The organism is Saccharothrix isguenensis, from assembly GCF_052936305.1.
Map to the genome: position 1 here is coordinate 3042198 of NZ_CP193626.1, position 25630 is coordinate 3067827.

The 25630-nt window shown below is 72.2% G+C and carries 14 protein-coding genes; 7 read left to right on the forward strand and 7 right to left on the reverse strand.

Annotated elements, in window-relative coordinates; all coding sequences use genetic code 11:
- Positions 1 to 64 precede the first annotated feature (64 nt).
- Genes ACRAKI_RS14375 through ACRAKI_RS14385 form a run of 3 tightly spaced genes read right to left on the reverse strand, consistent with a single transcriptional unit; the run spans position 65 to position 1298 of the window.
- Positions 65 to 520: a MarR family winged helix-turn-helix transcriptional regulator gene (locus ACRAKI_RS14375; protein ID WP_447007577.1), complete on the reverse strand. Its 456-nt coding sequence runs from the start codon at positions 518 to 520 to the stop codon at positions 65 to 67.
- Positions 517 to 924 (reverse strand): alpha/beta fold hydrolase, encoded by a 408-nt coding sequence (locus ACRAKI_RS14380; RefSeq protein ID WP_447007578.1) that lies wholly within the window; start codon positions 922 to 924, stop codon positions 517 to 519. The genes ACRAKI_RS14375 and ACRAKI_RS14380 overlap by 4 nt, the downstream gene beginning before the upstream one ends.
- Positions 924 to 1298: an alpha/beta fold hydrolase gene (locus ACRAKI_RS14385; protein WP_447007579.1), complete on the reverse strand. Its 375-nt coding sequence runs from the start codon at positions 1296 to 1298 to the stop codon at positions 924 to 926. The genes ACRAKI_RS14380 and ACRAKI_RS14385 overlap by 1 nt, the downstream gene beginning before the upstream one ends.
- A 153-nt stretch (positions 1299 to 1451) precedes the next feature.
- Here ACRAKI_RS14385 and ACRAKI_RS14390 point away from each other — a divergent pair, with 153 nt between their 5' ends.
- Together ACRAKI_RS14390 and ACRAKI_RS14395 are read left to right on the forward strand one after the other, a co-directional pair.
- Positions 1452 to 1688, forward strand: a complete 237-nt coding sequence (locus tag ACRAKI_RS14390) for a hypothetical protein (protein WP_447007580.1) — start codon at positions 1452 to 1454, stop codon at positions 1686 to 1688.
- A gap of 128 nt (positions 1689 to 1816) precedes the next feature.
- Positions 1817 to 2803 carry a LacI family DNA-binding transcriptional regulator gene (locus ACRAKI_RS14395; RefSeq protein ID WP_447007581.1) on the forward strand — a complete coding sequence of 329 codons (987 nt, stop codon included), beginning with the start codon at positions 1817 to 1819 and terminating at the stop codon, positions 2801 to 2803.
- Positions 2804 to 2861: 58 nt separating this feature from the next.
- Here ACRAKI_RS14395 and ACRAKI_RS14400 read toward each other — a convergent pair whose 3' ends face one another.
- Together ACRAKI_RS14400 and ACRAKI_RS14405 are read right to left on the reverse strand one after the other, a co-directional pair.
- Positions 2862 to 4076 (reverse strand): SGNH/GDSL hydrolase family protein, encoded by a 1215-nt coding sequence (locus ACRAKI_RS14400; protein ID WP_447007582.1) that lies wholly within the window; start codon positions 4074 to 4076, stop codon positions 2862 to 2864.
- A 53-nt stretch (positions 4077 to 4129) separates the two neighbouring features.
- Positions 4130 to 4777, reverse strand: coding sequence for an MBL fold metallo-hydrolase (locus tag ACRAKI_RS14405; protein ID WP_447007583.1), 648 nt, complete (start codon positions 4775 to 4777; stop codon positions 4130 to 4132).
- 542 nt (positions 4778 to 5319) lie between these two features.
- Between ACRAKI_RS14405 and ACRAKI_RS14410 the strand changes: the two genes are divergently transcribed.
- The gene (locus ACRAKI_RS14410) at positions 5320 to 5667 is read left to right on the forward strand and encodes a glycosyltransferase (protein WP_447007584.1); all 348 of its coding nucleotides are present in this window, start codon (positions 5320 to 5322) and stop codon (positions 5665 to 5667) included.
- Positions 5668 to 5699: 32 nt separating this feature from the next.
- Here ACRAKI_RS14410 and ACRAKI_RS14415 read toward each other — a convergent pair whose 3' ends face one another.
- Together ACRAKI_RS14415 and ACRAKI_RS14420 are read right to left on the reverse strand one after the other, a co-directional pair.
- Positions 5700 to 7427 carry an ABC transporter ATP-binding protein gene (locus ACRAKI_RS14415; protein WP_447008421.1) on the reverse strand — a complete coding sequence of 576 codons (1728 nt, stop codon included), beginning with the start codon at positions 7425 to 7427 and terminating at the stop codon, positions 5700 to 5702.
- Positions 7424 to 9142 (reverse strand): ABC transporter ATP-binding protein, encoded by a 1719-nt coding sequence (locus ACRAKI_RS14420; RefSeq protein WP_447007585.1) that lies wholly within the window; start codon positions 9140 to 9142, stop codon positions 7424 to 7426. Before ACRAKI_RS14420 ends, ACRAKI_RS14415 begins: the two co-directional genes overlap by 4 nt.
- A 136-nt stretch (positions 9143 to 9278) precedes the next feature.
- Between ACRAKI_RS14420 and ACRAKI_RS14425 the strand changes: the two genes are divergently transcribed.
- The 4 genes from ACRAKI_RS14425 to ACRAKI_RS14440 all read left to right on the forward strand — a co-directional run bounded on the left by ACRAKI_RS14425 (position 9279) and on the right by ACRAKI_RS14440 (position 25307).
- Positions 9279 to 10625, forward strand: coding sequence for a lysine N(6)-hydroxylase/L-ornithine N(5)-oxygenase family protein (locus ACRAKI_RS14425; RefSeq protein WP_447007586.1), 1347 nt, complete (start codon positions 9279 to 9281; stop codon positions 10623 to 10625).
- 69 nt (positions 10626 to 10694) lie between these two features.
- Positions 10695 to 11705 carry an iron-siderophore ABC transporter substrate-binding protein gene (locus ACRAKI_RS14430; RefSeq protein WP_447007587.1) on the forward strand — a complete coding sequence of 337 codons (1011 nt, stop codon included), beginning with the start codon at positions 10695 to 10697 and terminating at the stop codon, positions 11703 to 11705.
- A gap of 88 nt (positions 11706 to 11793) precedes the next feature.
- Positions 11794 to 25113 (forward strand): amino acid adenylation domain-containing protein, encoded by a 13320-nt coding sequence (locus tag ACRAKI_RS14435; RefSeq protein WP_447007588.1) that lies wholly within the window; start codon positions 11794 to 11796, stop codon positions 25111 to 25113.
- The gene (locus ACRAKI_RS14440) at positions 25110 to 25307 is read left to right on the forward strand and encodes an MbtH family protein (RefSeq protein ID WP_447007589.1); all 198 of its coding nucleotides are present in this window, start codon (positions 25110 to 25112) and stop codon (positions 25305 to 25307) included. The genes ACRAKI_RS14435 and ACRAKI_RS14440 overlap by 4 nt, the downstream gene beginning before the upstream one ends.
- Positions 25308 to 25630 lie beyond the last annotated feature (323 nt).

Consider the following 25630-nt stretch of genomic DNA (forward strand, 5'->3'; position numbering starts at 1 on the left):
ATGGTCACATTGCATTGCGCAAGTGATCTGGATATGGCGATGACTTCGGACTCGCCGTGCGGATTTACCGGGTTTCGGCCCTGTCGGTGTGCCCGGAGCGCAGGATCTGCGCCAACGCGGCCTTGGTGTCGTGGAACCGTTCGGCACCGACCGCACGGGCGCTTCGGTCTTCCAGTTCCGCGAAGTACCGCTCCGCGGCGGTGGCCGCGGCCGCGCCCCGTTCGGCGAAGATCACGACCCGCGCCCGTCCGTCGGTGGGGTCTGCGACCCTTCGGACGTAACCGGCCTGCTCCAGATGCGCGACCATCTCGCTGATCGCCTGCGGGGTCATGCCGGCCCGCTGCGCCAGGACGGTCGGCCTCGTGCCGTCGCACTCGATGTGGCGCAGCACGTTGACGACGTGGGTCGGCCTGAGGTCGGCAAAGCCGCGACCGGCCAGGTGTTCGGCGAGTCCGGCCACCACCCAGTCCAGCACCTGGCTGACGAGTTTGGGCAGTGACGTCGGGTCCGTCGATGTCATCGGGTGCCCTCCAGGGTCGAGGCGTGGCGCCGGACCCACTCGGTGATCACCTGGGTGAAGGTAGCCGGTTGGCACAGGTTCGACGGGTCGACGGCGTCCTCGATCAGCCTGGACTCCGACGCAGGCAGGGCTTCGTGGACCCTGCGCATCATCGCCGCACCCGTTGGCATGGCGTCGCCGGCCACGCAGAGCGCGGGTGTCGAGCAGTGCCGCAGGCGGTCTTCGAGCCTGATCGCGTTGACGGCCCGGCGTTGCTTCACCAGGTCGTCGCGGCGTGAGTTCAGCACGGCGTCCGCCACCGCCTGCCCGGCTTCCGGCCACCGGCGGTAGACGCGCCGCTCCAGGGCGGCGAACCAGCCCTTCGGCAGCCGGTAGAGGAGTGGCTGGACCTTCGCGCTCGCCATCAGCAGGCGCTAGGGGAGGCTGCGGGGCCGCATGCGCACAGGCTGTTGCAGATCACCGCGGACGCGACGCGTTCCGCGTGCTCCAGCACGAGCGTCTGCACCACGACACCGCCGTACGGGATGCCGACCACGTGGGCGGATTCGATCCCGCGTTCGTCCAGGGCGTCGACGACGTCCTGCGCCTGCACTCGCAGGACATCGTGCTCCGGGACGCCGTCGAGCGTGGGTGACGCGCCGCAGCCGCGCAGGTCTACGGCGAGACGGCGGAACCCGTCCCGCAGCGCCTCGACCTGCGGTGCGTACATCCGGTGGTCGCTGCCCATCATCGGGATCAGCACGACAGCCGGACCGCTGCCTTGGTCGAGCACGAACATGGTGGGCCTCCGCGCCGTTCCGACCCGGACCGGGTGGTTCGGGGCCCTGATAAAGCTATCTACTAAGGCTACCTGAATAAATTGTCGGTAAGACTTCGCGAGGTCGCGGCGATATGCCCAGTGCACGACTACTGGGGACGACGGTGAAAGATCATGGATGACGAGTTGAACCACCGGGCGCGGGCCCTGCTCCGCGCGATCGCGGCCGGACGGGCCGAGGTGACCCGCAGCAGCGAACCGGACCTGAAGGTGGACGGCCTGCTGTGCTGCGACCAGGGCGCCGCCCGTGAACTGGCCCACGCCGGACTGCTCCGTCCGGCCCAGTCCGGGCCCATCGGGCCGTGGGTGCCGGCCGAGCTGACGCCCGCCGGGCTCGCGATCCTGGCCTGACCACGCCGAATCCCGCCTGACGACTCTTGACGCTGCGTGCGCGCAGCGGGTTGACTGCGTGTCCGTAACCGGTTTCGGTACCGGTTACGCAGCCGCTTCCAGTGGGTTAGCAGCCGAGGAGTGTCGCCGTGCGGGTCACGATCGCCGAAGTCGCCCAACGCGCCCAGGTGAGCAAGGCGACCGTGTCCCGCGTGCTCAACGGCAAACCCGACGTGGACGCGGCCACGGCGGCGCGGGTGCGGCAGGTGATCGCGGACGTCGGCTACGTGCCCAGCGCACGGGCCGTCGGCCTCGCCCGTGGCCGCGCCCGCACCGTCGGCATGCTGGTGCCGTCGCTGACCTGGCCGTGGACCGGCGAGGTCGTGCAGGGCGCCGTGGACGAGCTGGAAGCCGAGGGGTACGGCCTGCTGCTGTACACGGTGAACCGGGGCGCGGAGTCGTTGGCGCAGTTCGCCAGCCACGTGTCGGCGAAGGCGTTCGACGGGCTGCTGGTGATCGAGCCGCCGGACACGTTGAGCTACATAGAGACCTTGCACGACCAGGGCCTGCCGGTGGTGATGATCGACGACCGGGGCAGCCGGCCGGGGTTCCCGTCGGTGACCACCACCAACCGGGAGGGCGCGCAGCACGCGGCGCAGCACCTGGTGGCGGCCGGGCGCACCGCGTTCGCCGTGGTGACGGGGCCGTCGAACTTCGGCTGCGTGCGCGAGCGGCTGGACGGCTTCCTCGACGCCCTGGGCGACGCGGGCGTGCACGTCGACCCGAGACTGGTGGTGGAGGGCGATTTCGGCACCGACCGCGGTGCCGAGGCGACGGAGAAGATGCTGGCCACCGGGCTGCGCTTCGACGCGGTGTTCGCCCACAACGACCTGTCGGCGCTGGGTGTCATCCGGGCGTTGAACGCGGTCGGCCGGACGGTGCCGGACGACGTCGCGGTGGTCGGCTTCGACGACGTGCCGATCGCCGCGCACGCCGAGCTGACGACCGTGCGGCAACCGATGCGGGAGATGGGCGAGGCCGCCGCACGGCTGCTGCTGTCCCGGCTCGAAGGCGCGGTCCTGGCGCCGGAGCCGGTCGTCCTGCCCACCGAGTTCATCGTCCGCAGGTCGGGCTGAGGCCGGGCCCGTCCCGGACGGGCCCGGCCGTGGCGCGTCAGGGACGGGCCGTGGCGCGTCAGCGGAACAGGCGCAGCGGGATGGCGTCGGCCATCGCCTCGTTGCCCTTGTCGTTCGGGTGCAGGTGGTCGCCGCTGTCGTACGCGGGGTGGAGGCGGTCCGGTGCGGCGGGGTCGCGCAGCGCCTGGTCGAAGTCGATCACCGCGTCGAACGCGCCGCCGGTGCGGATCCACCGGTTCACCTCCTGCCGGGTGGCCTCGTTCTCCGGGCTGTAGAAGCCGAACGCGTCGTCCCGGAACGGGGTGATCGTGCCGCCGTACACCTTCAGCCCGCGTTCGTGCGCCCGTGCGATGAGCTGCGAGTGGCCGGCGATGATGTCCGCCGCGGTGACCTTCTCCGACGCGGGCGCGGTGGGCGTGCCCGGGTGGCCGATGTCGTTGACGCCCAGCAGGACGATCACGTAGCGCGCGCCCGGCTGGACCAGCACGTCGCGGTCGAACCGGCGCAGGCCGCTCTCGCCGAACAGCGCCGCGTAGCCCTCGGCCGGCGACCCCGCCGGCGGGTTGGGGTCGTGCAGCAGGCGGTTGCCCGCGATGCCCTTGTTCAGCACGCCGAGCCGCGGCGCGCGCCGGGCCAGGTAGTCGGACCACCGGTTGTTGGCGTTGAGAGAGGTGCCGGCGGTGATCGAGTCGCCGAACGCCACCACGGCCGACGCCGACGACCGCACGCCCACCCCGGACAGGAAGTACCACCGGTCGGTCGTGCCGGTCGGCGTGATGTCGGCGCTGCCGGTCACGTTGCCCGCCGCGACGTAGTTCTGCTGGTACGCGAACGCGCTGGTGGTCGTGCCGGGCGTGTGGTTCGGCAGGTGGAGGCTCACCAGCAGGTCCACCCGGGCCTTGAGCCGCAGCGGGATCGGGTCGCTCAGCGCGGGCGCGCCGGGCGGGATGGTGACCGACGCACGGCCGCCGAACGTGACCGAACGGTCGGTCGACGGCACGGCCCGGGCACCGGAGTCGCGGAGCGCCACGTGCGTCTCGCCGACGACGAGCGGTGACGTGCCGAACTCGTTGGACAGCCGCACGCGCACCGAGTCGCCGCCGACGCTGGTCCGCACGACCTGCCGGATCGTCTGGTCCTGGAACGCGGTCGAGTCGCCCGCCGGCACGGTGGTGACCGCGCCGGACCACGTGCCGACCCACCGGTCGGGGGAGGCCGTCGCCGGGGCGACCCCCAGCAACGCCAACACCAGTGCGGCGACCAGAGCTCTCACGGCGGCACTCTCCTCAGCACGTCGACAGAAAGTTTCGATCGAGTGCTCGATAGTTAAAGCCGTGCGCGGCTCCCGGTCAAGAGTGGATCGCCGTGGCCGACGCACAGGACGTCAGGTCCGAGGTCCAGCAGGCGCCGCACCGAGTCCAGCAGCAGCGGGCGGTCGAGGTTGAAGACGCCGGGGATCGGCGCACCCTCCCACATCGCCACCGTGTCGCCGGTGAACAGGACCCCGGCGTCGGGCAGGTGGATCGCGATGCTGCCCGGCGTGTGCCCCGGGACCGACAGCACCCTCGCGCCGCCGCCGAAGTCCAGCACGTCGCCCTCCTCCACTTCGCGGTCCACCGGGGAGTGCGGGGCGACGGGCACGCCGGGCGTGACGCGGTCGTACAGTTCCCGTTCCTCCGGTGGGACGACCGGCGGCGGTGCGGGGACGTCGCCGCGGATGAACGGGGCCTCCAGCCCGTGCGCGTACACAGGCGCATCCGTCAACGCGCGCAGTTCCGCCGCCGACCCGATGTGGTCGTCGTGGAAGTGCGTCACCACGATCCGCTCGATCCGCCCCAGCCCGGCGATCCGCTCGGCGTACCCGGCGATGCCGGTGTCGATCACGGTCAGCGCGTCGCCTTCCTGCCACACGTACGCCTGCCCCACCGGGAACCGCAGCATCCGCAGGCCTGGCACCACATCGATGATCTCCACGCCACCCACGCTAAGCGGCCTCGACTCGGCGGTGCACCCGCTTTCGCCACGGGCATACCGAACCTCGATCGCGATCACGCGGAGGTGTCCGGAGCGCCGGTCCTGGGTATTGCTGGAGTCGACACGGTAAACGACACGACGTTGGGATCCGACATGCCCTGGGTTGAGCGACACCGTCGCCGCGTACCGCACAGTTGGTTCCGCACGACCACGGTGAACAGGCACTACCGCAGGTCGCCGGCCACCATCCCGATCGTCATCGCGGTGATCCTCGCGATCATCCTGCTGATCGTCCTCTTCTAGTCCTCTTGGCGTAACGGCCGCACGGGCCGGGCGATCCCGAGGTGTGCGCCTCTTGTTCGGGCCGGTGGAAGAGGCCAACGGGGTGGTCGTCGGGAGGTCCTCGCGGGCCTGAACGCCCGTGCGGCCATGCCCGGTGTCGAGGCGGTGGTCCGGGAGTTCAAGCCGGACCTCGTCGTCCGTGAGACGGCCGAGTTCGCGGACGACGATCGGGACCTGCGGACCATGCCGTTGTCGACCTTGTGCCGGAGTCGCTGGACCCCACCGACGACCTGCCCGCCCGGCCGGTCCACCGCTTCCGGTGCGAGCCGCCACCGGCGACGGCACGCGGTCTGCCGGAGTTCCCGAACCCGGACCGCCCGCTCGTGCACGCGAGCCCGGGCGTCCGGGTCGAACGGTTCCGGCCGCAGCAGGACGTCATGCCACACGCCGACGCCGTCATCGGGCACGGCGGCTTCGGCACCACCATGACCGCGCTCGCGGGCGGGGTTCCGCGAGTCGTGGTCCCGCTGTTCGCGCTGGACCAGTTCCACAACGCGCGGGCGGTCGAGCGGGCCGGGGCGGACGCGGTCACCGACACCCCGGCCTGACCGCGCTGTCCCGACCGCGCCGGAACCAACGGTCAGGCTCGGGTGCCCGACCAGGCCGACCACAGCACGGCGTAACGACCGCCGGCGGCCAGCAACTCCTCGTGAGTGCCGCTCTCCACCACCCGACCGGCCTCCATCACGACCACGCGGTCCGCCGTCACGGCCTGGGTGAGCCGGTGCGCCACCAGCAGCCCGGTCCGCCCGTCCAACGCCCGCGCCGCCGCCGCCTCCAACTCCCGCGCCCCCGCACTGCCCGCGTCCGCCGTCGCCTCGTCCAGGATCGCCACCGGCGGATCGGCGAGCACGAGCCGGGCCAGCGCCAACTGCTGCGCCTGCGCCACGGTCAACCGGTGCCCGCCCTCGCCCACCACCGTGTCGAGCCCGGACGGCAGCGCCGACACCCAGCCCCGCGCGCCCACCCGCTCCAACGCGGCGAGGACGTCGGCGTCGGTGGCGTCGGGCCGGGCCAGTCGCAGGTCGTCGGCCAGGGGTCCGGCGAAGACGTGCACCTCCTGGGTGATCAACGCCACCGACCGCACCGCCGACCCGAGGTCCACCCCGCCCAGGCTGATGTGCCCGCTGGTCGGTTCGTGCACCCCCGCGATCAGCTTGGCCAACGTCGTCTTCCCCGCACCGGACGCCCCGACCAGCGCCACCCGCTCACCGGCGCCCAGCTCCAGGTCGACGTCCCGCAACACCGGGTGTCCGTCCACGTAGGAGTAGCCGACCCCGGCCAGCTTGACCGTCGTGTCCACCGGCCGGACCCGCCCCTCCAGCACGGGCATCGGCTCGTCGGTCACACCCACCAGCCGTGACAGCGACGCCGTCGCCGCCTGCACGTCGTCCGCCAGCGCCAGCGCCGCGTTGATCGGGTTGAACAGCCCGTGGAAGTACAGGGCCGCCGCGGTCGCCGTGCCGACCGAGGCGGAACCCGCGCCCACCAGCAGGAAGCCGGTCACCAGCACACCGGCCAGGCCGATGAACTCGGCCAGGTTCAGCCGCCCGTAGAACCGGGTCAGCAGCCGGATGCCGCGCAACGCCAGGTCCACCGCCTCCTGCGACCGCGACCGCACCCGCGCCACGTGCGACGCCGCCAACCCGAACGTCCGCACGGTCGCCGCACCGCCGATCGAGTCCAGCAACTGCTGCTGCTGCACACCGACGGCGACCCGCTGCGCCGCGTACAGCCGCACCGCCCGGCCCCCGTACCAGCGCACGGTGTGCACGTGGATCGGCAGCGCCAGCAGCACCGGGATCAGGAACCGCCAGTCCAGCACCGCGATGCCCACCACGGTCAACCCGATGGTCAACGCCGACCGCGCCATCACCGGCAGCGCGTTGCGCACCGCGTCACCGATCACCTGCACGTCCCGCGTCACCCGCGAGGTCAGGTCACCCGCGCCCGCCTTCTCCACCCGCTCCAACGGCAGGTGCAGCGCGCGCTCGACGAACTTCTCGCGCAGGTCCGCGAGCATCCCCTCGCCCAACCGCGCCACCAGGGACGTGCCGAACGCCGTCGACACGCCTTGGGTGATCGCGACCAGCACCAGCACCACCACGGGCCAGGTGAGGGCGGACGACCCCGCGCTCACGAGGTCGACGATCCGCCCCAGCACCGGCGCGGTCACCAACCCGACCGCCGTGCCCGCGAACAGCACCAGCAGCGCACCCCACGCCAACGCGCGGCGCGGTCGCACCAGCTCGCCCACGGCGGCCCAGGTCCGCGCGCCGGACGCGGTCGCCAGCAGCTCGCGCATCAGCTCAACACCACCAGTCGGTAGTCCTCGTCCGCCACCAGGTCCGCGTGCGCGCCGGACGAGACGACGACACCGGAAGCCAGGAACACCACGCGATCCGCCGCGGCCAGCAAGGCCGGGCTCGTCGCCACCACGATCGTCGTCAGCCCCGCCCGCACCCGCTTGATCCCGGCGGCCAGCGACACCTCCGTCACCGCGTCGACCGCTGTCGTCGGGTCGTGCACCACCAGCACCGGGGGAGCGGCGGCCAGCGCGCGCGCCAGTGCCACCCGTTGCCGCTGACCGCCCGACAACGACCGGCCGCGCGCCGAGATCACCGTGTCCAGCCCTTCCGGCAACGCCCGCGCCACGTCGTCCACCCGTGCCGCGTCCATCGCCGCGTCGGCTTGCACGCCACCCGCGTTCGTTCCCCCGGCTGACACGTTGTCCCGCACCGAACCCTCGAACAGGTCCGCGTCGTGCGCCGCGACGAGCACCGCCGACCGCAGCGCCGATCCCTCTACAGTGGACAGGGGAAGCCCGTCCAACGCCACCGCGCCGGAAGCCGGGTCCACTTCGCGCGCCAGCAGGGCCAGCAACGACACCGCGTCCGCCGGGTCACGGGCCACCACGCCCAGCAGCTCACCGGGCGCGGCCGTCAACGACACCCCGCGCAGCGACCCGGACACGACATCCGCCAACTCCACCCGCCCGGCCACCGAAGGCGGCAGAGGGGACGAACCCGGTGGCACGGCAGGGGGAGCGGACAGCACTTCGGCCACCCGCGCGGCCGACGCCCGACCCTGCGCGAGGAGCCCGTTCACCCACGCGAAGATCGACAGCGGCCACAGCAGGAACTGCGCCAACCCGACCGCGGCCACCAACTGGCCGACGGTGATCGACCCGGACGCCGCCAGGTGACCGCCGACCAGTGCCACGATCGCCAGGAACACGCCGGTCATGGCCAGCATCGACCCGTCCAGCCAGGCCCGTGACCGCGCCGCCCGGATCGCCGCCTCCATGGACGACCGGCTGGTCACCCGGTACCGCTGCGCGGCCGTCGCCTCCGCGCCGATGCCCTTCAACGCCCGCAGCCCGGCGACCAGGTCGGCCGCCACCCCGGACGCCAGCGCGGCCCGGTCCTGCTCGGCGTCACTGCGCCGTTCGAGTGGCTTGCCCAGGAAGTGCGCCAGCCCCAACAGCACTGGCGCGGCCACGAGGACCAGCAGCCCCAGCACCGGCGACACCCGCAGCAACGCCACCGCGCCCACCAGCACGCCGATCACGGCGCTGAAGGCGATCGGCAACGCCAGGTTCACCTGCCCGACGCGTTGCGCATCGCTGGTGGCGATGTTCGCCAGCTCGCCGGACAGCCGGCCGTCCGCCACGCCGCCGTCCGCCGACAGCACCCGCGCGGCCAGCTTGGACCGCACCTCGTGCGCGGCCTGGTGCGACGCCTTCTCCCCGTTGCGCAAGGAGAACCGGAAGCTCAGCGACAGCGTCACGAACACCGCGGCCAGCACGCCGACCCAGAACGCCAGCCGTCCCCCGGCTCCGGTCCGCACCGCCTCGTCGATCACCACGCCGATGAGCAGCGGGATCGCGGCCTCACCGGCTTGGTGCGCCGCGCCGAGCGCCGAAGCGAGGGTCACCGACTTCCACTGCCCGGTCACGGCGTCCCGCAGCACGGCGGTCCTGGGGACGGCCCGGGGGACAGCAGTCTTCAGGACGGGTTCCACCCGATGCCGCCTTCCGCTGGTTTGCTAGGTGAGGCTAGCCTAAACAGAAGAGAGGCCTGGATCACTCCCACCGGGGATCAACTTAGGTTAGGCTCACCAAAGTTCGATCACCTGTTGTCGCACCGATGGGACACCCATGCCACAGCCACCGGTCTTCGACGTCCTCGGCGTCGGCTTCGGGCCCTCCAACCTGGCCCTCGCGATCGCCGTCACCGAGCACAACGCCGCCGCGCGTCCCGAAGACGTGGTGACCGCCCACTTCCTGGAGCGCCAGCCGGAGTTCGGCTGGCACCGGGGCATGCTGATCGAGGACGCCACCATGCAGGTGTCGTTCCTCAAGGACCTGGTGACCCTGCGGAACCCCAACAGCACCTTCACCTTCCTCACCTACCTGCACGACCGGGGCAGGCTGGTCGACTTCATCAACCACAAGAACCTGTTCCCGCTGCGGGTGGAGTTCCACGACTACTTCGAGTGGGCCGCAGGTCGCGTGGACGACCTGGTGTCCTACGACCACGACGTGGTGGGCGTCCGGCCGGTCACCGAGCACGGCGTGGTCACGCACTTCGACGTCACCTCGCGCACGTCGTCCGGTGAGGTGGAGGTGCGTCGCGCCCGGAACCTCGTGCTGGCCACCGGTCTGCGCGCGGCCCTGCCCGACGGCGTCCGCCCGTCCGAGCGGGTCTGGCACAACCGGGACTTCCTGCACCGCGTCGAGTCGCTGGCCGACCCGCGCCGGCTGGTCGTGGTCGGCGCCGGGCAGAGCGGCGCCGAGGTCACCGCGTTCCTGCACGAGAGGTTCCCGTCCGCCGAGGTGTGCGCGGTGTTCGCCCGCTACGGCTACAGCCCGGCCGACGACAGCCCGTTCGCGAACCGGATCTTCGACCCGGACGCCGTCGACGACTTCTTCGCCGCACCCGAGCAGGTCAAGCGCAAGCTCATGGACTACCACGGCAACACGAACTACGCGGTGGTCGACAACGACCTGATCGCCGAGCTGTACCGGCGGGTCTACCGGGAGAAGGTGGTGGGCGAGCAGCGGTTGCGGCTGCTCAACCTCTCCCGCGTCGCCCACTTGGACGACCGCCCGGACGGCGTCACGGTCACCGTCGAATCGCTGGGCTCGGGCGAGCGCGAGGTGCTGGAGGCCGACGCGATCGTCTACGCCACCGGGTACCGCGAGGCCGACCCGACTGCGCTGCTCGGCGACCTCGCCGACCGCTGCGCGCGGGACGAGCACGGCCGGCTCGGCGTCGGGCGCGACTACCGCCTGGACGCCGACGACCAACTGCTCGCCGGGCTGTACCTGCAGGGCGGCACCGAGCACACGCACGGCATCTCGTCGTCCTTGCTGTCCAACACTTCGGTGCGCGTCGGAGAGATCCTCCAGTCCGTGCTCGACCACCGTGAACCCGCGGTGCCGGTCCAGTCGGCCGAGCCCGTGCGGTCCGATTTCGCGATCAGCGTCTCACCGTCCCGCTGAAGATCCTCGCCATATCCAAACCTGACTGGTACTGCGGCGCGTCGCCGCGCCTTCGAAAGGGAAACCCTGATGTCCACGAAGTTCAGGCTGGCCGCGGTCGTCTCGGCCGCAGCGCTGGCGTTGGTCGCCTGCGGGGGCGGCGGCGACGCCGGCTCCGGGGCGACCCCGACCGGAGCCGCCTCCTCCTCCGGCGCGTTCCCGGTCTCGGTCGAGCACAAGTACGGCACCACCGAGATCAAGGCCGAGCCGACGAAGGTGGTCACGCTCGGCCTGTCCGACCAGGAACCCGTGCTGGCCCTGGGCGTCAAGCCGGTCGGCGTCGTGGACTGGTTCAAGGAGCGGCCGTTCGGCAACTGGCCGTGGACCAGGGAACTCTGGGGCTCCACCCAGCCCGAGATCGTCGGCGAGCGCGACGAGTACAACCTGGAGAAGGTCGCCGCGCTCAAGCCAGACCTGATCATCGCGGTCTACTCCGGGATGAACGAGGAGCAGTACGAGACGCTGTCGAAGATCGCGCCGGTGGTGGCGCAGCCCAAGGCGTTCCCCGACTACGCCGCGCCGTGGCAGGACCAGACCCTGCACATCGGCAAGGCGCTGGGCAAGGAGAAGGAGGCCCAGGCGCTGATCGACGGCGTGGCCGAGCGCTTCGCCGACGCCAAGGCCGCGCACCCCGAGTGGGCCGGCAAGACGATGGTGGTGGCCGACAGCTTCAAGCCAGGCCAGTACTCCGCGTTCGCACCGACCGACCCGAAGGCCATCTTCATGAGGGAGCTGGGCTTTACCCTCGTGGACGAGATCGGCGCGCTCGCCGGTCAGAAGAACGTCGCCGAGTTCAGCGAGGAGCGGTTCGACCTGCTCGACGCCGACCGGCTGGTGTGGCTCATGTTCGACCAGACCGCGTGGGAGCGGGTCAAGTCCGTGCCCGCCTACCAACGGCTCGGCGTCGTCGGCGACAAGCGCGACCTGTTCCTCACCTACATGGACCCGCCGATCGGCGCGGCCATGTCGTTCAACACGGTGTTGAGCGTGCCCTACGGCATCGAGCAGGTCGTCCCGCTGCTCGAAGCGATCAAGAACTAGGTCGATCCCGGGGTGGGGGTGCCGGCGCGCATCCCCACCCCGGGTGTGCGCGGGAGAAGTCGGGAAGAAGCGGGAGAGGTTCGTGACCATGGCGCTGCCCTTGACCGGTGCGCAGACCGGTGTCCGGCTGGCACAGCAGCTGGAGCCCGACAACCCCGTCTACAACATCGGCCTGTACGTCGAGCTGCGCGGCGCGGTCGACCACGCCCGGCTGGACGCGGCCGTCCGGCAGGCGCTCGGCGAGGCCGGCGCGCTGCACGTCCGGTTCACCGACGAGGGCCAGGTCCAGACCCCGGTGACGACCGACGTCACGCACCTGTCGTTCGACTCGGCCGTCGATGCGCGGGCGTGGATGGACGCCGACCTCGACCGGGTGACCGACGTCGAGAACGGCCCGATGTTCCACCACGCGCTGCTGCGCGTCACCGACGACCACGTGGTCTGGTACCAGCGCTACCACCACCTCGTGCTGGACGCCTCGGGCATGGTGCTGATCGCCCGACGCGCCAGCGAGCTGTACGCGGCTTCCGACGAGCCTCGGCCCAAGCCGTTGCAGGCCTTGGTCGACGTCGACCTCGCCTACCGCGAGTCCCCGGCGCGGCAACAGGACCGGGAGTTCTGGCACGCGAAGATGGCCGACCGCCCGGAGCCGGTGCGGCTCGTGCCGCGCGCCGCCGGCCAGGTGCGCCGCGTGGTCCGCCGCACCGTCGAACTGCCGGACCGGCTGTCGTCACGCCAGGCGATCGCCGCGATCGCCACCTACACCCACCGCGTGACCGGCGCGTCCGACCTGGTGCTGGCCATGCCGGTGACCGGTCGGCGGGACGAGGCGAGCCGGGTCACGCCCGGCATGGTGTCCACCGTGCTGCCGCTGCGCGTCACCGTGCGGCCGGACAGCACCGTCACCGGGTTGGTCGCGGACATCGACCGGGAGATCCGCGAGGTCGTGTCCCACAGCGCTTACCGGGGTGAGGACCTGGCCCGCGAACTCGGGCTGCGCGACGGCATCGCCGAGCTGGTCGGGCCCACGGTCAACTACCTGGGGTTCACCCGCGAGGCCCTGTTCGACGGCCTCGACCTGACGTTCGACATGCTGTCACTGGGGCCGGTCAACGACCTCGCCACGTCGTTCCTCCCGCGTGCGGACGGGAGCATGGCCGTCACGTTCGAGGCGAACGCCGCCGTCTGCACGCCGGCGGAGCTGGCCGACCACGAGCGCCGGTTCCTGCGCGTCCTCGACGCCGACCCCGACCAGCCGGTCGCGCTGATCGACCTGGTGGACGACGCGGAACGCGCGCGCCTGCTGGACTTCGGCACCTCACCGCGCGAGGTGGACGAGGTGACGTGGCCTGGCGCGTTCGAACGCCAGACCCTGCGCGCGCCGGACGCCGTCGCCGTGGTGTGCGAGGACGTCCAGCTCACGTACGCGGAGCTGAACGCCGCGGCGAACCGGCTCGCCCGTGCCCTCGTGGCTGAAGGCGTGGAGCCCGAAGACGTGGTGGGCGTGGCGTTGCCGCGCTCGGCCGACCTCGTCGTCACGCTGCTCGCGGTGATGAAGGCGGGCGCCGCGTACCTGCCGCTGGACCTCGACCACCCGCGTGACCGGGTCGAGTACATGGTGGCCGACGCGGGCGCGAAGCTCGTCATCACGCCGGAGACGCGGTTCGACCTGCCGTCCGACGGTTCCGACCTGGGGCTGGACATCGCGCTCGACCAGGCCGCGTACGTGATCTACACGTCCGGGTCGACCGGTCGGCCCAAGGGCGTCGTCGTGACGCACGAGGGCATCGGGAGCCTGATCGCGACCGCGGTGGACCGGATCGGGATCACCGCGGACAGCAGGGTCGTGCAGTTCGCCTCGGTCGGTTTCGACGTGGCGGTGTGGGACCTGTGCATGTCGCTGGGCGTCGGCGGGCGGGCGATCGTGGTGCCGTCGCACCGGAGGGTCGCGGGGGAGGCGCTGACGTCGTACATCGCCTCGAACCAGGCGACGCACATGATCCTGCCGCCGTCCCTGGTCGCGGCGCTGCCGGCGGACTGCGAGCTGCCCGAGGGCGCGGTGCTGGTCGTCGGCACCGAGACCGTGCCGACCGAGCTGATCGCCCGGTGGGCCCGGCGGCTGCGCGTGGTCGCCGCCTACGGGCTCACCGAGGCCACGGTCAACTCGACCCTGTGGGCGGCGCAGCCGGACTGGACCGGGCCGGTGCCGATCGGTGTGCCTGACCCCAACACGCGGTGCTACGTCCTCGACTCGGCGCTGCGGCCCGTGCCGGTGGGGGTCGAGGGCGAGCTGTACGTCGGCGGCCGGGGGCTCGCGCGTGGCTACCGGGGGCAGGCGGCGCTCACGGCGTCCCGGTTCGTGGCCGACCCGTTCGGGGCACCTGGCGCCCGCGTGTACCGGACGGGTGACCGCGCCCGGTGGCGGGCGGACGGCACCCTCGACTTCCTGGGGCGCGCGGACGGTCAGGTGAAGATCCGGGGGTTCCGGATCGAGCCGGGCGAGGTCGAGAGCGTGCTCATGGGGCACCCGGCCATCGCGCAGGCCGCCGTGCTGGTGCGGGAGGACCACCGGCGGGTGAAGCGGCTGGTCGCGTACGTGGTCGGCTCGGCTTCCCCCGCGGAGGCGCGGGAGCACGTCGCTTCCGCGCTGCCCGAGTACATGGTGCCGTCGGTGGTGGTGCCCCACGCGGGCCCGCTGCCGTTGACGCCGAACGGCAAGCTGGACCGGGCGGTGCTGCCGGAGCCCGACTGGACCGCTCTGAGTGGTGACGCGCCGGCGACGAACCCGGCCGAGCAGGCGTTGGTGGACTTGGTGGAGGCCTTGCTGGGCCTGACGCCGGGTATCCACGACAACTTCTTCGAGCTGGGCGGCGACAGCATCACCGCCATGCAGCTGGTGTCACGGGCGCGCGCCGCCGGTCTGGTGATCACGCCGCGCGAGGTCTTCGAGCACCGGACGGTGGCAGGGCTGGCCCGTGTCGCCCGTGCCGCTTCCCAGGTCGCCGACGTGACCGGTTTCGACGGCGCCGTGCTGCCCGTGTCGCCGTTGCAGGAGGGTTTCTTCTTCCACGCACAGTACGACACGGACGACTCGTACGTGGTGCAGGAAGTGCTGACCCTGGACGTCGGCCGGGAGGACGTCCAGGGCCTGCTCGACCGGCACCCGTTGCTGCGGGCCGGTTTCCGGCAGACCGGGCGCGGGCGGGTCGAGCAGGTGATCGCCGAGGCGGTGACGCTGCCTTGGCACGAGTACCCGGCGGCCGTCGACCTCGAAGACGTGCTGGCCGCGGAGCGCGCCGAAGGCTTCGACCTCGCCGCGCCGCCGTTGATGCGGGCGGCGCGGCACGGCGACCGGCTCGTGCTGACGGTGCACCACATCCTGGTGGACGGCTGGTCGGTCGGGCTGCTGCGGCGCGAGCTGGTCGGTGGCCGGGTGGGTCCGGTCGACCACCGGCGCTACTTCGCGTGGCTGGCGAGCCAGGACCGGGATGCCGCGCACGCCGCCTGGCGCGCCGCGCTGTCCGATGTTGACGAGCCCACCAAGGTTGTCGGACCCGGCCGGCAGAATGACAGCAGGGGGCACCTGGCAGGGGACCTCCGCGAAGCGTTCTCGTCGGCCGCCAAGCCGTTGGGCGCGTCGGAGGCATCGCCCCGGCACGGCCGGCACCGCGTGCGGCTGCCCGTCGAGCTGAGCGCCGCCCTGGTCGCCGAAGCACGACGCCGGGGCCTCACGCTCAGCACGGTCCTCCACGGCGCCTGGGGTCTGCTGCTCGGCGCGCTCACCGGTCGCGCGGACGTCGTGTACGGCACGACGGTCGCCGGCCGCCCGGCCGAGGTTCCCGGCATCGAGGACGCGGTCGGCCTGTTCATCAACACCGTTCCGGTCCGCCAGCGCTGGCAGGGCGGGGACAGCCTCGCCGCCGTCTTCCAGCGCTTCCAGGACGAGCAGACCCGCCTGTTGGACCACCACCACCTGGGCCTGGCCGAGATCCAGCGGGTCACCGGGCACGGTGAGCTGTTCGACACCCTGGTCGTGGTCGAGAACTTCCCGGACGTGGTGGACGACGTCGAGGTCCGCGACCAGGTCCACTACCCGCTCGCCCTCGTCGTCCTGCCCGGTGACCGCATCGAACTCCGCCTCAAGCACCGCCTCCCGGACGCCGAGGTGGCCGCGCTCGCGGACCGGCTGGTCCGCCTGCTGACCGCGTTCGCCACCACCCCCGACCGCCCGGTGGCCCGCCTCGACCTGGTCTCAGCCCAGGAATCCGAGTGGTTCGCCGACCTCAACGCCACCGCCGTCGACGTCCCCGCGGGCACGCTCGTCAGCCGGATCGAGGCCCAGGCGGCCCGCACCCCGGACGCCGTCGCCGTGATCTACGACGGCACCACCCTCACCTACGCCGAACTGGACCGCCGCGCCACCGCGTTGGCACGCAGGCTCCGAGCCGACAACGCCGGTGACGTCGTGGCAGTGGCCGTACCCCGGTCGGTCGAGCTGGTGGTGGCACTCCTCGGCGTGCTCAAGTCCGGCGCGGCCTACCTGCCGCTCGACCTCGACTACCCGGCCGAGCGGATCGAGTTCATGCTCGCCGACTCCGGCGCGACGACCGTCGTGTGCCCGGAGGACTGCACCGAAGACTGCCCCGGCGAGACCGCACCGGACGTCGAACTGCCCACCCCGCACCCGGACCACCCCGCCTACCTGATCTACACCTCCGGCTCGACCGGACGGCCCAAGGGCGTCGTCGTCACGCACCGCGCCATCGTGAACCGCCTCGCCTGGATGCAGCACGAATACGGCCTGGCCGCGGACGACCGGGTGCTCCAGAAGACCCCGTCGAGCTTCGACGTGTCGGTGTGGGAGTTCTTCTGGGCGCTGTGCGAAGGCGCGGCCGTCGTCCTCGCCGAGCCGGACGGCCACCGCGACCCCGCCTACCTCGCCGACCTCATCCGCCGCGAGCGCATCACCACGCTGCACTTCGTGCCGTCGATGCTGGCCGCGTTCCTCGGCGCCCCCGAGGTGCACGAGAGCGCGCGGTGGTCGGCGAGCCTGCGCCGCGTGTTCAGCAGCGGCGAGGCGTTGACCGGTGACGTCGCCTTCAGGTGGCTGGAGCTCACCGCCGTCCCGCTGCACAACCTCTACGGCCCCACCGAAGCCGCCGTGGACGTCACCTACTTCGAGTACGACGCCGCGCCGGACCCGGCCGTGCCGATCGGCCGCCCGGTCTGGAACACCCGGCTGCACGTGCTCGACCCGTTCCTGCGACCCGTCCCCACCGGCGTGCCGGGTGAGCTGTACCTGGCGGGGGTCCAACTAGCCCTGGGCTACCACGGCCGGACCGGGCTGACCGCCGAGCGCTTCGTGGCCGACCCGTTCGGCGAGCCCGGCTCCCGCATGTACCGCACCGGCGACCTGGTCGTGCGCCGCCCGGACGGCGTGATCGCCTACCTGGGGCGGACGGACCGCCAGGTCAAGGTGCGCGGCAACCGGATCGAGCTGGGCGAGGTCGAGTCCGCGCTGGTCAAGCTGCCAGGCGTGCACCGGGCCGCCGTGATCGCACGGGACGGCCGGCTCCTCGGGTACGTGACGCCGGCGGGCGTCGACCTGGACGCGCTGAAGGTCGGGATCGCCCAAGCCCTGCCCGCCGCGATGGTCCCGCACGCCCTGGTCGCGCTGCCCGACTTCCCGCTCACCCCCAGCGGCAAGCTCGACCAGGACGCGCTGCCGTCGCCGACCGCCACCACGACCGGACGACGTGCCCCGCGGACCGACCGCGAACGCCTGCTGTGCGGCGTGCTCGCCGACGTGCTCGGCGTGCCGGAGCCGGGTGTGGACGACGACTTCTTCGGGCTCGGCGGCGACAGCATCACGTCGATCGCGGTGTCCAGCCGGGCCCGCGAGCTGGGCGTCGGGATCAGCCCTCGTGACGTGTTCGAGCACCGCACCGTCGCCGCCCTCGCCACCGTGGAGGCCGTCGACCACCACGTCGAAGACGCCCCGCTGCTCGTGCTGACCGACGACCAGCGCCGCGCCCTGCCCGAAGCCGAGGACGTCTGGCCGCTGTCGCCGTTGCAGGAGGGCCTGTACTTCCACTCCACCTACGACACCGACGCGCTCGACGTCTACCTCTCCCAGGAGACGATGGACTTCGCCGGCCGCCTGGACACCGACCGGCTCCGCCGCGCCGGAGCCGCCCTCCTCGACCGAAACCCGAGCCTGCGCGCCGGGTTCACCGGTGAAGGCGTGCCCGGACTGGTGCAGTTCATCGCGCCCGGCGTGGAGATCCCGCTGCGCGTGGTCGACCTGGCGGACGAGGCCGAAACCGCCGATCTCCTGGCCGCCGACCGCCGCGAGCGGTTCGACCTGGCCGCGCCGCCGCTGTGCCGGTTCCTGGTGCTGCGCCTGCCCGACGGCCGCGACCGGCTCGTCATCACGCACCACCTCATCCTGTGGGACGGCTGGTCGGCGTGGCTGTTCCTGGAGCAGCTGCTGGAGCTGTACCGCGACCACCAGGCCGAACTGCCGCCCCCCGGCTCCTACCGCGACTACCTCGCGTGGCTCAAGTGCCAGGACCACGACGCCGCACGTCAGGCGTGGCGCACCGCGCTCTCCGGCCTGCGCGAGCCGACCCTCGTCGCGCCGGTGGACCGGTCCCGCGAACCGGTCATCCCGGCCGAGTTCCACCAGGAGCTGACCGAGGACCTGACCGACCGGATCCGGGCACGGGCCAGGCAGCACGGCCTGACCGCCAACGCCGTGTTCACCGTCGCGTGGGCGCTGGTGCTGGCGAGCCAGGTGGGCCGGGACGACGTGGTGTTCGGCACCGCCGTCGCGGGCCGCCCGGTCGAGGTCGAGCACGTCGAGCACGTCATCGGCATGTTCCTCAACACCATCCCCACCCGGATCGCGGTCGACCCCCGCGAGACCGTGCTGGACCTGCTCCGGCGTGTGCAGGCCGAGCGGACCGCGCTGATGTCCTACGAGCACGTCGGCCTGGGCGAGATCCAGCAGGAGGCCGGTCACCGGCAGCTGTTCGACACGCTGTTCGTGCTCCGCACGGGTGACGGCGAAGACCGGCAGGCCGAGCTGGCACGGGCGCACGGCGTGCTCGACGTGTCCAACGTGGACGGCACGCACTTCCCGCTGACGCTGGTCATCACGCCGGGCGCCCGCACTCGCGTCACGCTCGCGTCCCGGCCCGACCTCTTCACGGCCGACGCCGCCGAAGCCCTCCTCACCCGCTACACGACCGTCCTGGAACGGCTGGTCGACGCGCCGGAGGCACTGCTCGGCGCGCTCGACGTCCTGCCCGACCACGAGCGCCGCGCGTTGGCCGCGGAATGGGACGCCGCCGCCGACTCCATGGTCGAGGACACCATCGCCGACCTGCTCGTCGCGCAAGCCCGGAAGACGCCGGACGCGACCGCGCTGGTGTTCGGCGACCAGCGGCTCACCTACGCCGAGTTGCGGGACCGGATCGACGCGCTCGCCCGACTGCTGATCAGCCGGGGCGCCGGACCCGAACGGGTGGTCGCGCTGGCGTTGCCGCGCACGACCGACATGGTGGTGGCGTTGTTCGCGGTCCTGCGCACCGGCGCCGCCTACCTGCCGCTCGACCTCGACCACCCGGCCGACCGCCTGCTGATGATGATCGAGGACACCGAGCCGCTGTGCGTGCTGTCGACCACGGCGGTCGGCCTCGTGCCGGACGCCCTGTGCCTGGACGCCCTGCGACTGGACCTGCCCGCATCGCCGGATGACGTCGAGTGGCCGAGGTTCTCGCTCGAACACCCGGCGTACGTGATCTACACGTCCGGCTCGACCGGCCGCCCCAAGGGCGTCGTCACGCCGTACCGAGGCCTGACGAACATGCAGCTCAACCACCAGCAGGCGATCTTCGCACCGGCCATCGCGGCGGCGGGCGGGCGGCGGCTGCGCATCGCCCACACCGTGTCGTTCGCGTTCGACATGTCGTGGGAAGAGCTGTTGTGGCTGGTGGAGGGCCACGAGGTGCACGTGTGCGACGAGGAGTTGCGCCGTGACGCGGCGGCCCTGGTCGCGTACTGCGACGACCACCTGATCGACGTGGTCAACGTGACCCCCACCTACGCCCAGCTGCTCATCGAAGAGGGCCTGCTGGACCACCACGTGCCCGCGCTCGTGCTGCTCGGCGGCGAGGCCGTGCCGGAATCGGTGTGGCAGCGGCTGCGGGACACGCCCGGCACCTACGGCTACAACCTGTACGGGCCGACCGAGTACACGATCAACGCGCTCGGCGCGTCCACTCAGGACAGTGAGACCGCGACCGTCGGCAAGGCGATCCGCAACACGCGGGCGTACGTGCTCGACGCGCACCTCCGGCCGGTGCCGCCCGGTTCGCCCGGCGAGCTGTACATCGCGGGCGTCGGCCTGGCCCGCGGCTACCACGACCGGTTCGGCCTGACCGCGCAGCGGTTCGTCGCCGACCCGTACGGCCCGCCCGGCACCCGCATGTACCGCACCGGTGACCTGGTGCGCGCCCGCCGCGACGGAAACCTGGACTTCCTCGGCCGCACGGACGACCAGGTCAAGATCCGCGGCTACCGGGTGGAGCTGGGCGAGGTCGAGTCGGCGCTGGCCGCCCGACCGGGCGTGACGCACGCCGCCGTCGTGGTCGACGCCGGCCCGGGTGGGGTGAAGAGGCTCGTCGGGTACGTGGTGTCGTCCGTCGACCCGGCGGTGCTGCGCGCCGGGCTCAAGTCGAGCCTGCCCGACTACATGGTGCCCGCGGCGATCATGCCGGTGGACGCGTTGCCGCTGACCGTGAACGGCAAGCTCGACGTCCGCGCCCTGCCCAAGCCGGTGGTTGCCGGTCCGGCATCGTCCCGGGCCGCCGCCACCCGCGAAGAGCACGTGCTGCGCGGGTTGTTCGCCGACGTGCTCGGCGTGCCCTCGGTGGGGGTGGACGACAACTTCTTCGACCTCGGCGGCCACTCGCTGCTCGCCACCCGGCTGATCAGCCGGGCCCGCTCGGCGTTGGGCGTCGACCTGGCGATCCGAGACCTGTTCGACGCGCCCACGGTCGCCGAGCTGGCGTCACGGGCCGGTGGCGGGCTGGCTCCGACCAGGCCGCCGCTGGTGCCGGTCGAACGGCCCGCCGAGCTGCCGCTGTCGTCGGCCCAGCAGCGGTTGTGGCTGATCCAGCAGATGGAGGGCACGTCCGCCGCCTACAACTTCCCGCTGGTGCTCAAGGTCCGCGGCCCGCTGGACGTGCCCGCGCTCACCGCCGCGGTGGGTGACGTGGTCGACCGGCACGAGGCGTTGCGGACCGTGTTCGGCGAGCACGAGGGCACGCCGTTCCAGCGGGTCCTGCACGACGTGACGCCCGTGGTGGTGGTGCGCACGGCGACCGAGGACGACGTGCCGGACATCGTGCGCGACGAGGTCGAGCGGCCGTTCGACCTGCGCACCGAGCTGCCCTTGCGGGTGACGGTCACCCGGCTCGACTCCGACGTGCACCTGATCGTCATCCTGCTGCACCACATCACCACCGACGAGTGGTCCGACCGGCCGTTCCTGCGTGATCTCGCGTCGGCGTACCGGGCGCGGCGCACGGGTGGGGCTCCGCAGTGGGCGCCGCTGCCGGTCCAGTACGCCGACTACACCGTGTGGCAGCGGGACGTGCTCGACATCGTCGGCGAGGAACAGCTGGACTTCTGGGCGCGGACGTTGGCCGGTGCGCCGGAGGAGCTGGAACTGCCGGTGGACCGGCCGCGCCCGGGACGGCCGACGTTCCACGGCTCGGACCTGGAGGTCGTGCTCGACCCGGAGCGGGCGGACGGGCTGCGGGCGCTCGCGCAGGCGTCCGGCGCGTCGATGTTCATGGTGTTGCAGGCCGCGGTGGCGGCGCTGCTGGGTCGGCTCGGCGCGGGTGACGACATCCCGTTGGGCGCGCCGGTCGCGGGCCGCGCCGACGAGGCGTTGGACGACCTGGTCGGGTTCTTCGTGAACACGCTGGTGCTGCGGGCCGACCTGTCCGGCGACCCGAGCTTCGCCGAACTGGTGGCGCGGGTGAAGGAGACCTCGCTGGCCGCGTTCTCGCACCAGGACGTGCCGTTCGAGGCGGTGGTGGACCGGCTCAACCCGACCCGCTCGGCGGCCCGGAACCCGCTGTTCCAGGTCATGGTCGGCTACCACAGCCGGGGTCGTGACGCGGGGGAGTTCGACGGCCTGCCGGTGACGTGGGTCGGCCACGAGACCACGACGGCGAAGTTCGACCTGGTGTTCAGCTTCACGGACGTGGTGGACGGGCCGGTCGTGTGCCGGGTGGAGTACGCGACCGACCTGTTCGACCGCGTGACCGCGGAACGGCTCGGCGTGCGGCTGACCACGTTGCTGGACGCCGTGCTGGCCACGCCGTCCGCGCCGGTGAGCGCGGTGGACCTGCTGGCCCCCGACGAGCGCCGCCGCGTGGTGGGCGAGTTCAACCGGACCGCCCGGGTGGTGCCGGAGGAGACGTTCCCGACGATGTTCGCCCGGTGCGTGGCCGCGACACCGGACGCGGTGGCCGTCGTCGACCGCAACCGCTCGGTCAGCTACGCGTGGTTGGACGCCCGGTCCAACCGGATCGCCCGACTCCTCGCCGCACGCGGGGTCGGCCGGGAGTCGGTGGTGGGCATCGCGGTGCCCAAGTCGGCGGACATGGTCGCCACCGTCGTGGCCACCGTGAAGCTCGGCGCGGCCTACCTGCCGCTCGACCTGTCCCACCCGGCCGACCGGATCGCGTACATGATCGGGGACTCGGCGGCCTCGGTCGTCGTGACCACGTCCGACGCACCCGTTCCGGTGCCTGCCGTGCTGCTCGACGCACCGGACGTGGCCGCGGAGCTGGCCGCGCTGGACGAGTCCGCTGTGGACGGTGGGCCGGCCGGGCTCGACTCGGCCATGTACGTCATCTACACGTCCGGTTCGACCGGTCGGCCGAAGGGCGTGGTGGTGCCGCACGAGGGCATCTCCAGCCTGGCCGCGACCGCGATCGACCGGATGGGGCTCACGGCGGAGAGCCGGGTGCTCCAGTTCGCGTCGGTCGGTTTCGACGTGGCCGTGTTCGAGCTGACCATGGCCTTGTGCGTCGGCGGACGGCTGGTGTTCGCGCCGGACGAGGTGCGCGTCGCCGGGCCGGAGCTGACCGACTTCCTGCGCGACCGGCGGATCACCCACATGATCCTGCCGCCGTCGCTGGTGTCCGCGCTGCCGGCCGACTGCGAACTGCCGGAGGGCTCCACCGTCCTGGTCGGCACCGAGACCGTGCCGCCGGACGTGATCGGCCGTTGGGCCGGACGGCTCAACCTGCTGGCGGCCTACGGGCTGACCGAGGCGACCGTCAACTCGACGCTGTGGAAGGCGGCGCCCGAGTGGGACACCGCCGTGCCGATCGGCGTCCCGGACCCCAACACCACCGTGTACGTGCTGGACGACCGGCTGCGGCCGGTGCCGCCCGGTGTGGTCGGCGAGCTGTACGTGTCCGGACGCGGTCTGGCCCGTGGTTACCTGGGCCAGTTCTCGCTCACCGCGTCGCGGTTCGTCGCGTCCCCGTTCGGCCCGCCAGGGGCACGCATGTACCGCACGGGCGACCGCGCGCGCTGGCGTGCCGACGGCAACCTGGACTTCCTCGGCCGCGTCGACACCCAGGTCAAGATCCGCGGGTTCCGGATCGAGCCGGGCGAGATCGAAGCCGCGCTGGCCCGACACCCGGCGGTCGCGCAGGCCGCCGTGGTCGCCGACCGCGCGGGTGACGTCACCAGGCTCGTCGGGTACGTCGTCGGCTCGACGGAGGACGACCTGCGGGCGTTCGCCGCCGAACGGCTCCCCGAGTACATGGTCCCGGCGACGGTGGTCTTCCTCGACGGACCGCTGCCGCTGACCCCGAACGGCAAGCTCGACCGCCGTGCCCTGCCGCAGCCGGACTGGTCCGCACTGGCCGGGGACGACCGGCCGGTGACGCCCGAGCAGAAGGCGATCGCGGAACTGTTCACCGAACTCCTGGGCGTGTCACCGGGCATCCACGACAACTTCTTCAGCCTGGGCGGCCACTCGATGGCGTCCATGCGGCTGGTGGGCAGGATCCGGTCGGTGTTCGGGGTGGACATCGCGCTGCGTGACGTCTTCGACTCGCCCACGGTCGCCGGGCTGGCCGGGCGGCTGACCGGCGCCACGTCGGCCCGTCCCCGGTTGCGCCGGTTCGACCGGCCGGTGGACCTGCCGTTGGCGCCCGTGCAGCGCGGCCGTGCGTCTTCGTCGTGGGACCACGCGCTGGCGTTGCGCGCTCGGACCCCGTTCGACGTGCCCGCGCTGGTCGCCGCGTACGCCGACGTGGTCTCGCGCCACGAGCCGCTGCGCACGGTGCTGGACGGTGACGTGCAGCGAGCCGTTGCCGTGCCGCCGCTGGAAGTCCTGCCGGTGGTGGCGCTGGACGAGGCGTTGCCCGCGCTCGCCGCCTCGTCGGCGGAGCCCGGCACCCCGCCCGTCCTGGCCCGCCTGGTCGAGGACGCGTCCGGTGCGCAGGCGTTGCTGCTGACCATGAGCTACCTGGCGGTGGACGAGTGGTCCGTCGTGCCGCTGTTCCGGGACCTCCAGCACGCCTACGCGGCCCGTCGGTCCGGTTGCGCTCCACAGTGGACAGCGCTGCCGGTGACCTACGCCGACTACACGCTGTGGTCACTGGAGGTCGTGGAGGCGGTGGGGGAGGAGCAGCACGCGTTCTGGCGGGAGACGTTGCGCGACCTACCCGTCCTGGCCCTGCCCCACGCCGACGAACCCCGACCCGGACGGCACCCTGCCGACGTGATCCCGTTCGAGCTCCCGGCGTCACTGCACGCGTCCATCGACCGCTTGGCGGCGGGCACCGGGACCAGCATGTTCATGGTCGTGCAGGCCGCGCTGGCCGCCGCGCTCACGCCGTACGGGACGGACGTCCCGATCGGCACGATGGCCGCCGGGCGGACCGAGGAGGCTTTGGCGGGCCTGGTCGGCTCGTTCTTCAACCGGATCGTGTTGCGCACCGACACCGCCGGCCGGCCCAGCTACACCGAGCTGCTGTCCCGCATCCGCGCCACGAACCTGGCCGCGCTGGACAACGCCGACGTCCAGGTGCCCGCCGACCCGCAGGTCATGATCGTCCACCACGAGAAGGCCGTCCTGTCGACCCTGGAGGCGGACACCGGCTCCCTGGAAGCCATCCCCACCGGCACCACACCCGCCGACCTGACCCTCAGCTTCTACGAACCGCAGGACGACGGCCCGGTGCCGTGCTACCTCGTCTACGCGACCGACCTGGTCACCCCGACCACAGCCCACCACCTGGCCGACGCGGTGCTGCGCCACCTGCACGCCGCGACGACCGACCCAGACCGGAGGATCGAGCCGTGACCAACCCGTTCGAAGACCCCGAAGGCCGCTTCCACGTCCTCGTCAACGAGGAGGGCCAGCACTCCCTGTGGCCGTCGTTCGCCGACGTCCCGGCCGGCTGGACCAGCAGGTTCGGCCCGGACACCCGTGACGCGTGCGTCGCCTACGTGGAGGAGCACTGGACCGACCTGCGTCCCCTCAGTCTGCGCGGCTGACGCTCGGGAGGACGGCGGCCCGGATCGGTACCGTGCCCGCCATGGCAGGGGGACCGATTGACCACGAGAGGTGGAACTCCAACGCCAGGGCGGTGTTCGGTGCGTCGGTGGCATTGAGCCCTGACCTGCACCCGGCTCAGTTTTCGCCGGCATCGCGTGACCGGAGGGACCGCGGGAGTCGCACCACGCCGTGGTCCTCCAGGTCGACGCGGAGTGGCGGTGCGCCTTGGCTTCCTCCTCCCGCACCGTCTCCACCGCGTCCACGCCATCCGACCGGTCGGCGGAGCGTGGTTGTCCCGGGCGCCTCGTGGGGTCGTCCCACC

Excerpts from the sequence above, each read along its gene's own strand:
- ACRAKI_RS14435 (WP_447007588.1), top strand. The coding sequence starts at position 11,794 with ATGGCGCTGCCCTTGACCGGTGCGCAGACCGGTGTCCGGCTGGCACAG.
- ACRAKI_RS14375 (WP_447007577.1), bottom strand. The coding sequence starts at position 520 with ATGACATCGACGGACCCGACGTCACTGCCCAAACTCGTCAGCCAGGTG.
- ACRAKI_RS14390 (WP_447007580.1), top strand. The coding sequence starts at position 1,452 with ATGGATGACGAGTTGAACCACCGGGCGCGGGCCCTGCTCCGCGCGATC.
- ACRAKI_RS14430 (WP_447007587.1), top strand. The coding sequence starts at position 10,695 with ATGTCCACGAAGTTCAGGCTGGCCGCGGTCGTCTCGGCCGCAGCGCTG.
- ACRAKI_RS14425 (WP_447007586.1), top strand. The coding sequence starts at position 9,279 with ATGCCACAGCCACCGGTCTTCGACGTCCTCGGCGTCGGCTTCGGGCCC.
- ACRAKI_RS14380 (WP_447007578.1), bottom strand. The coding sequence starts at position 924 with ATGGCGAGCGCGAAGGTCCAGCCACTCCTCTACCGGCTGCCGAAGGGC.
- ACRAKI_RS14385 (WP_447007579.1), bottom strand. The coding sequence starts at position 1,298 with ATGTTCGTGCTCGACCAAGGCAGCGGTCCGGCTGTCGTGCTGATCCCG.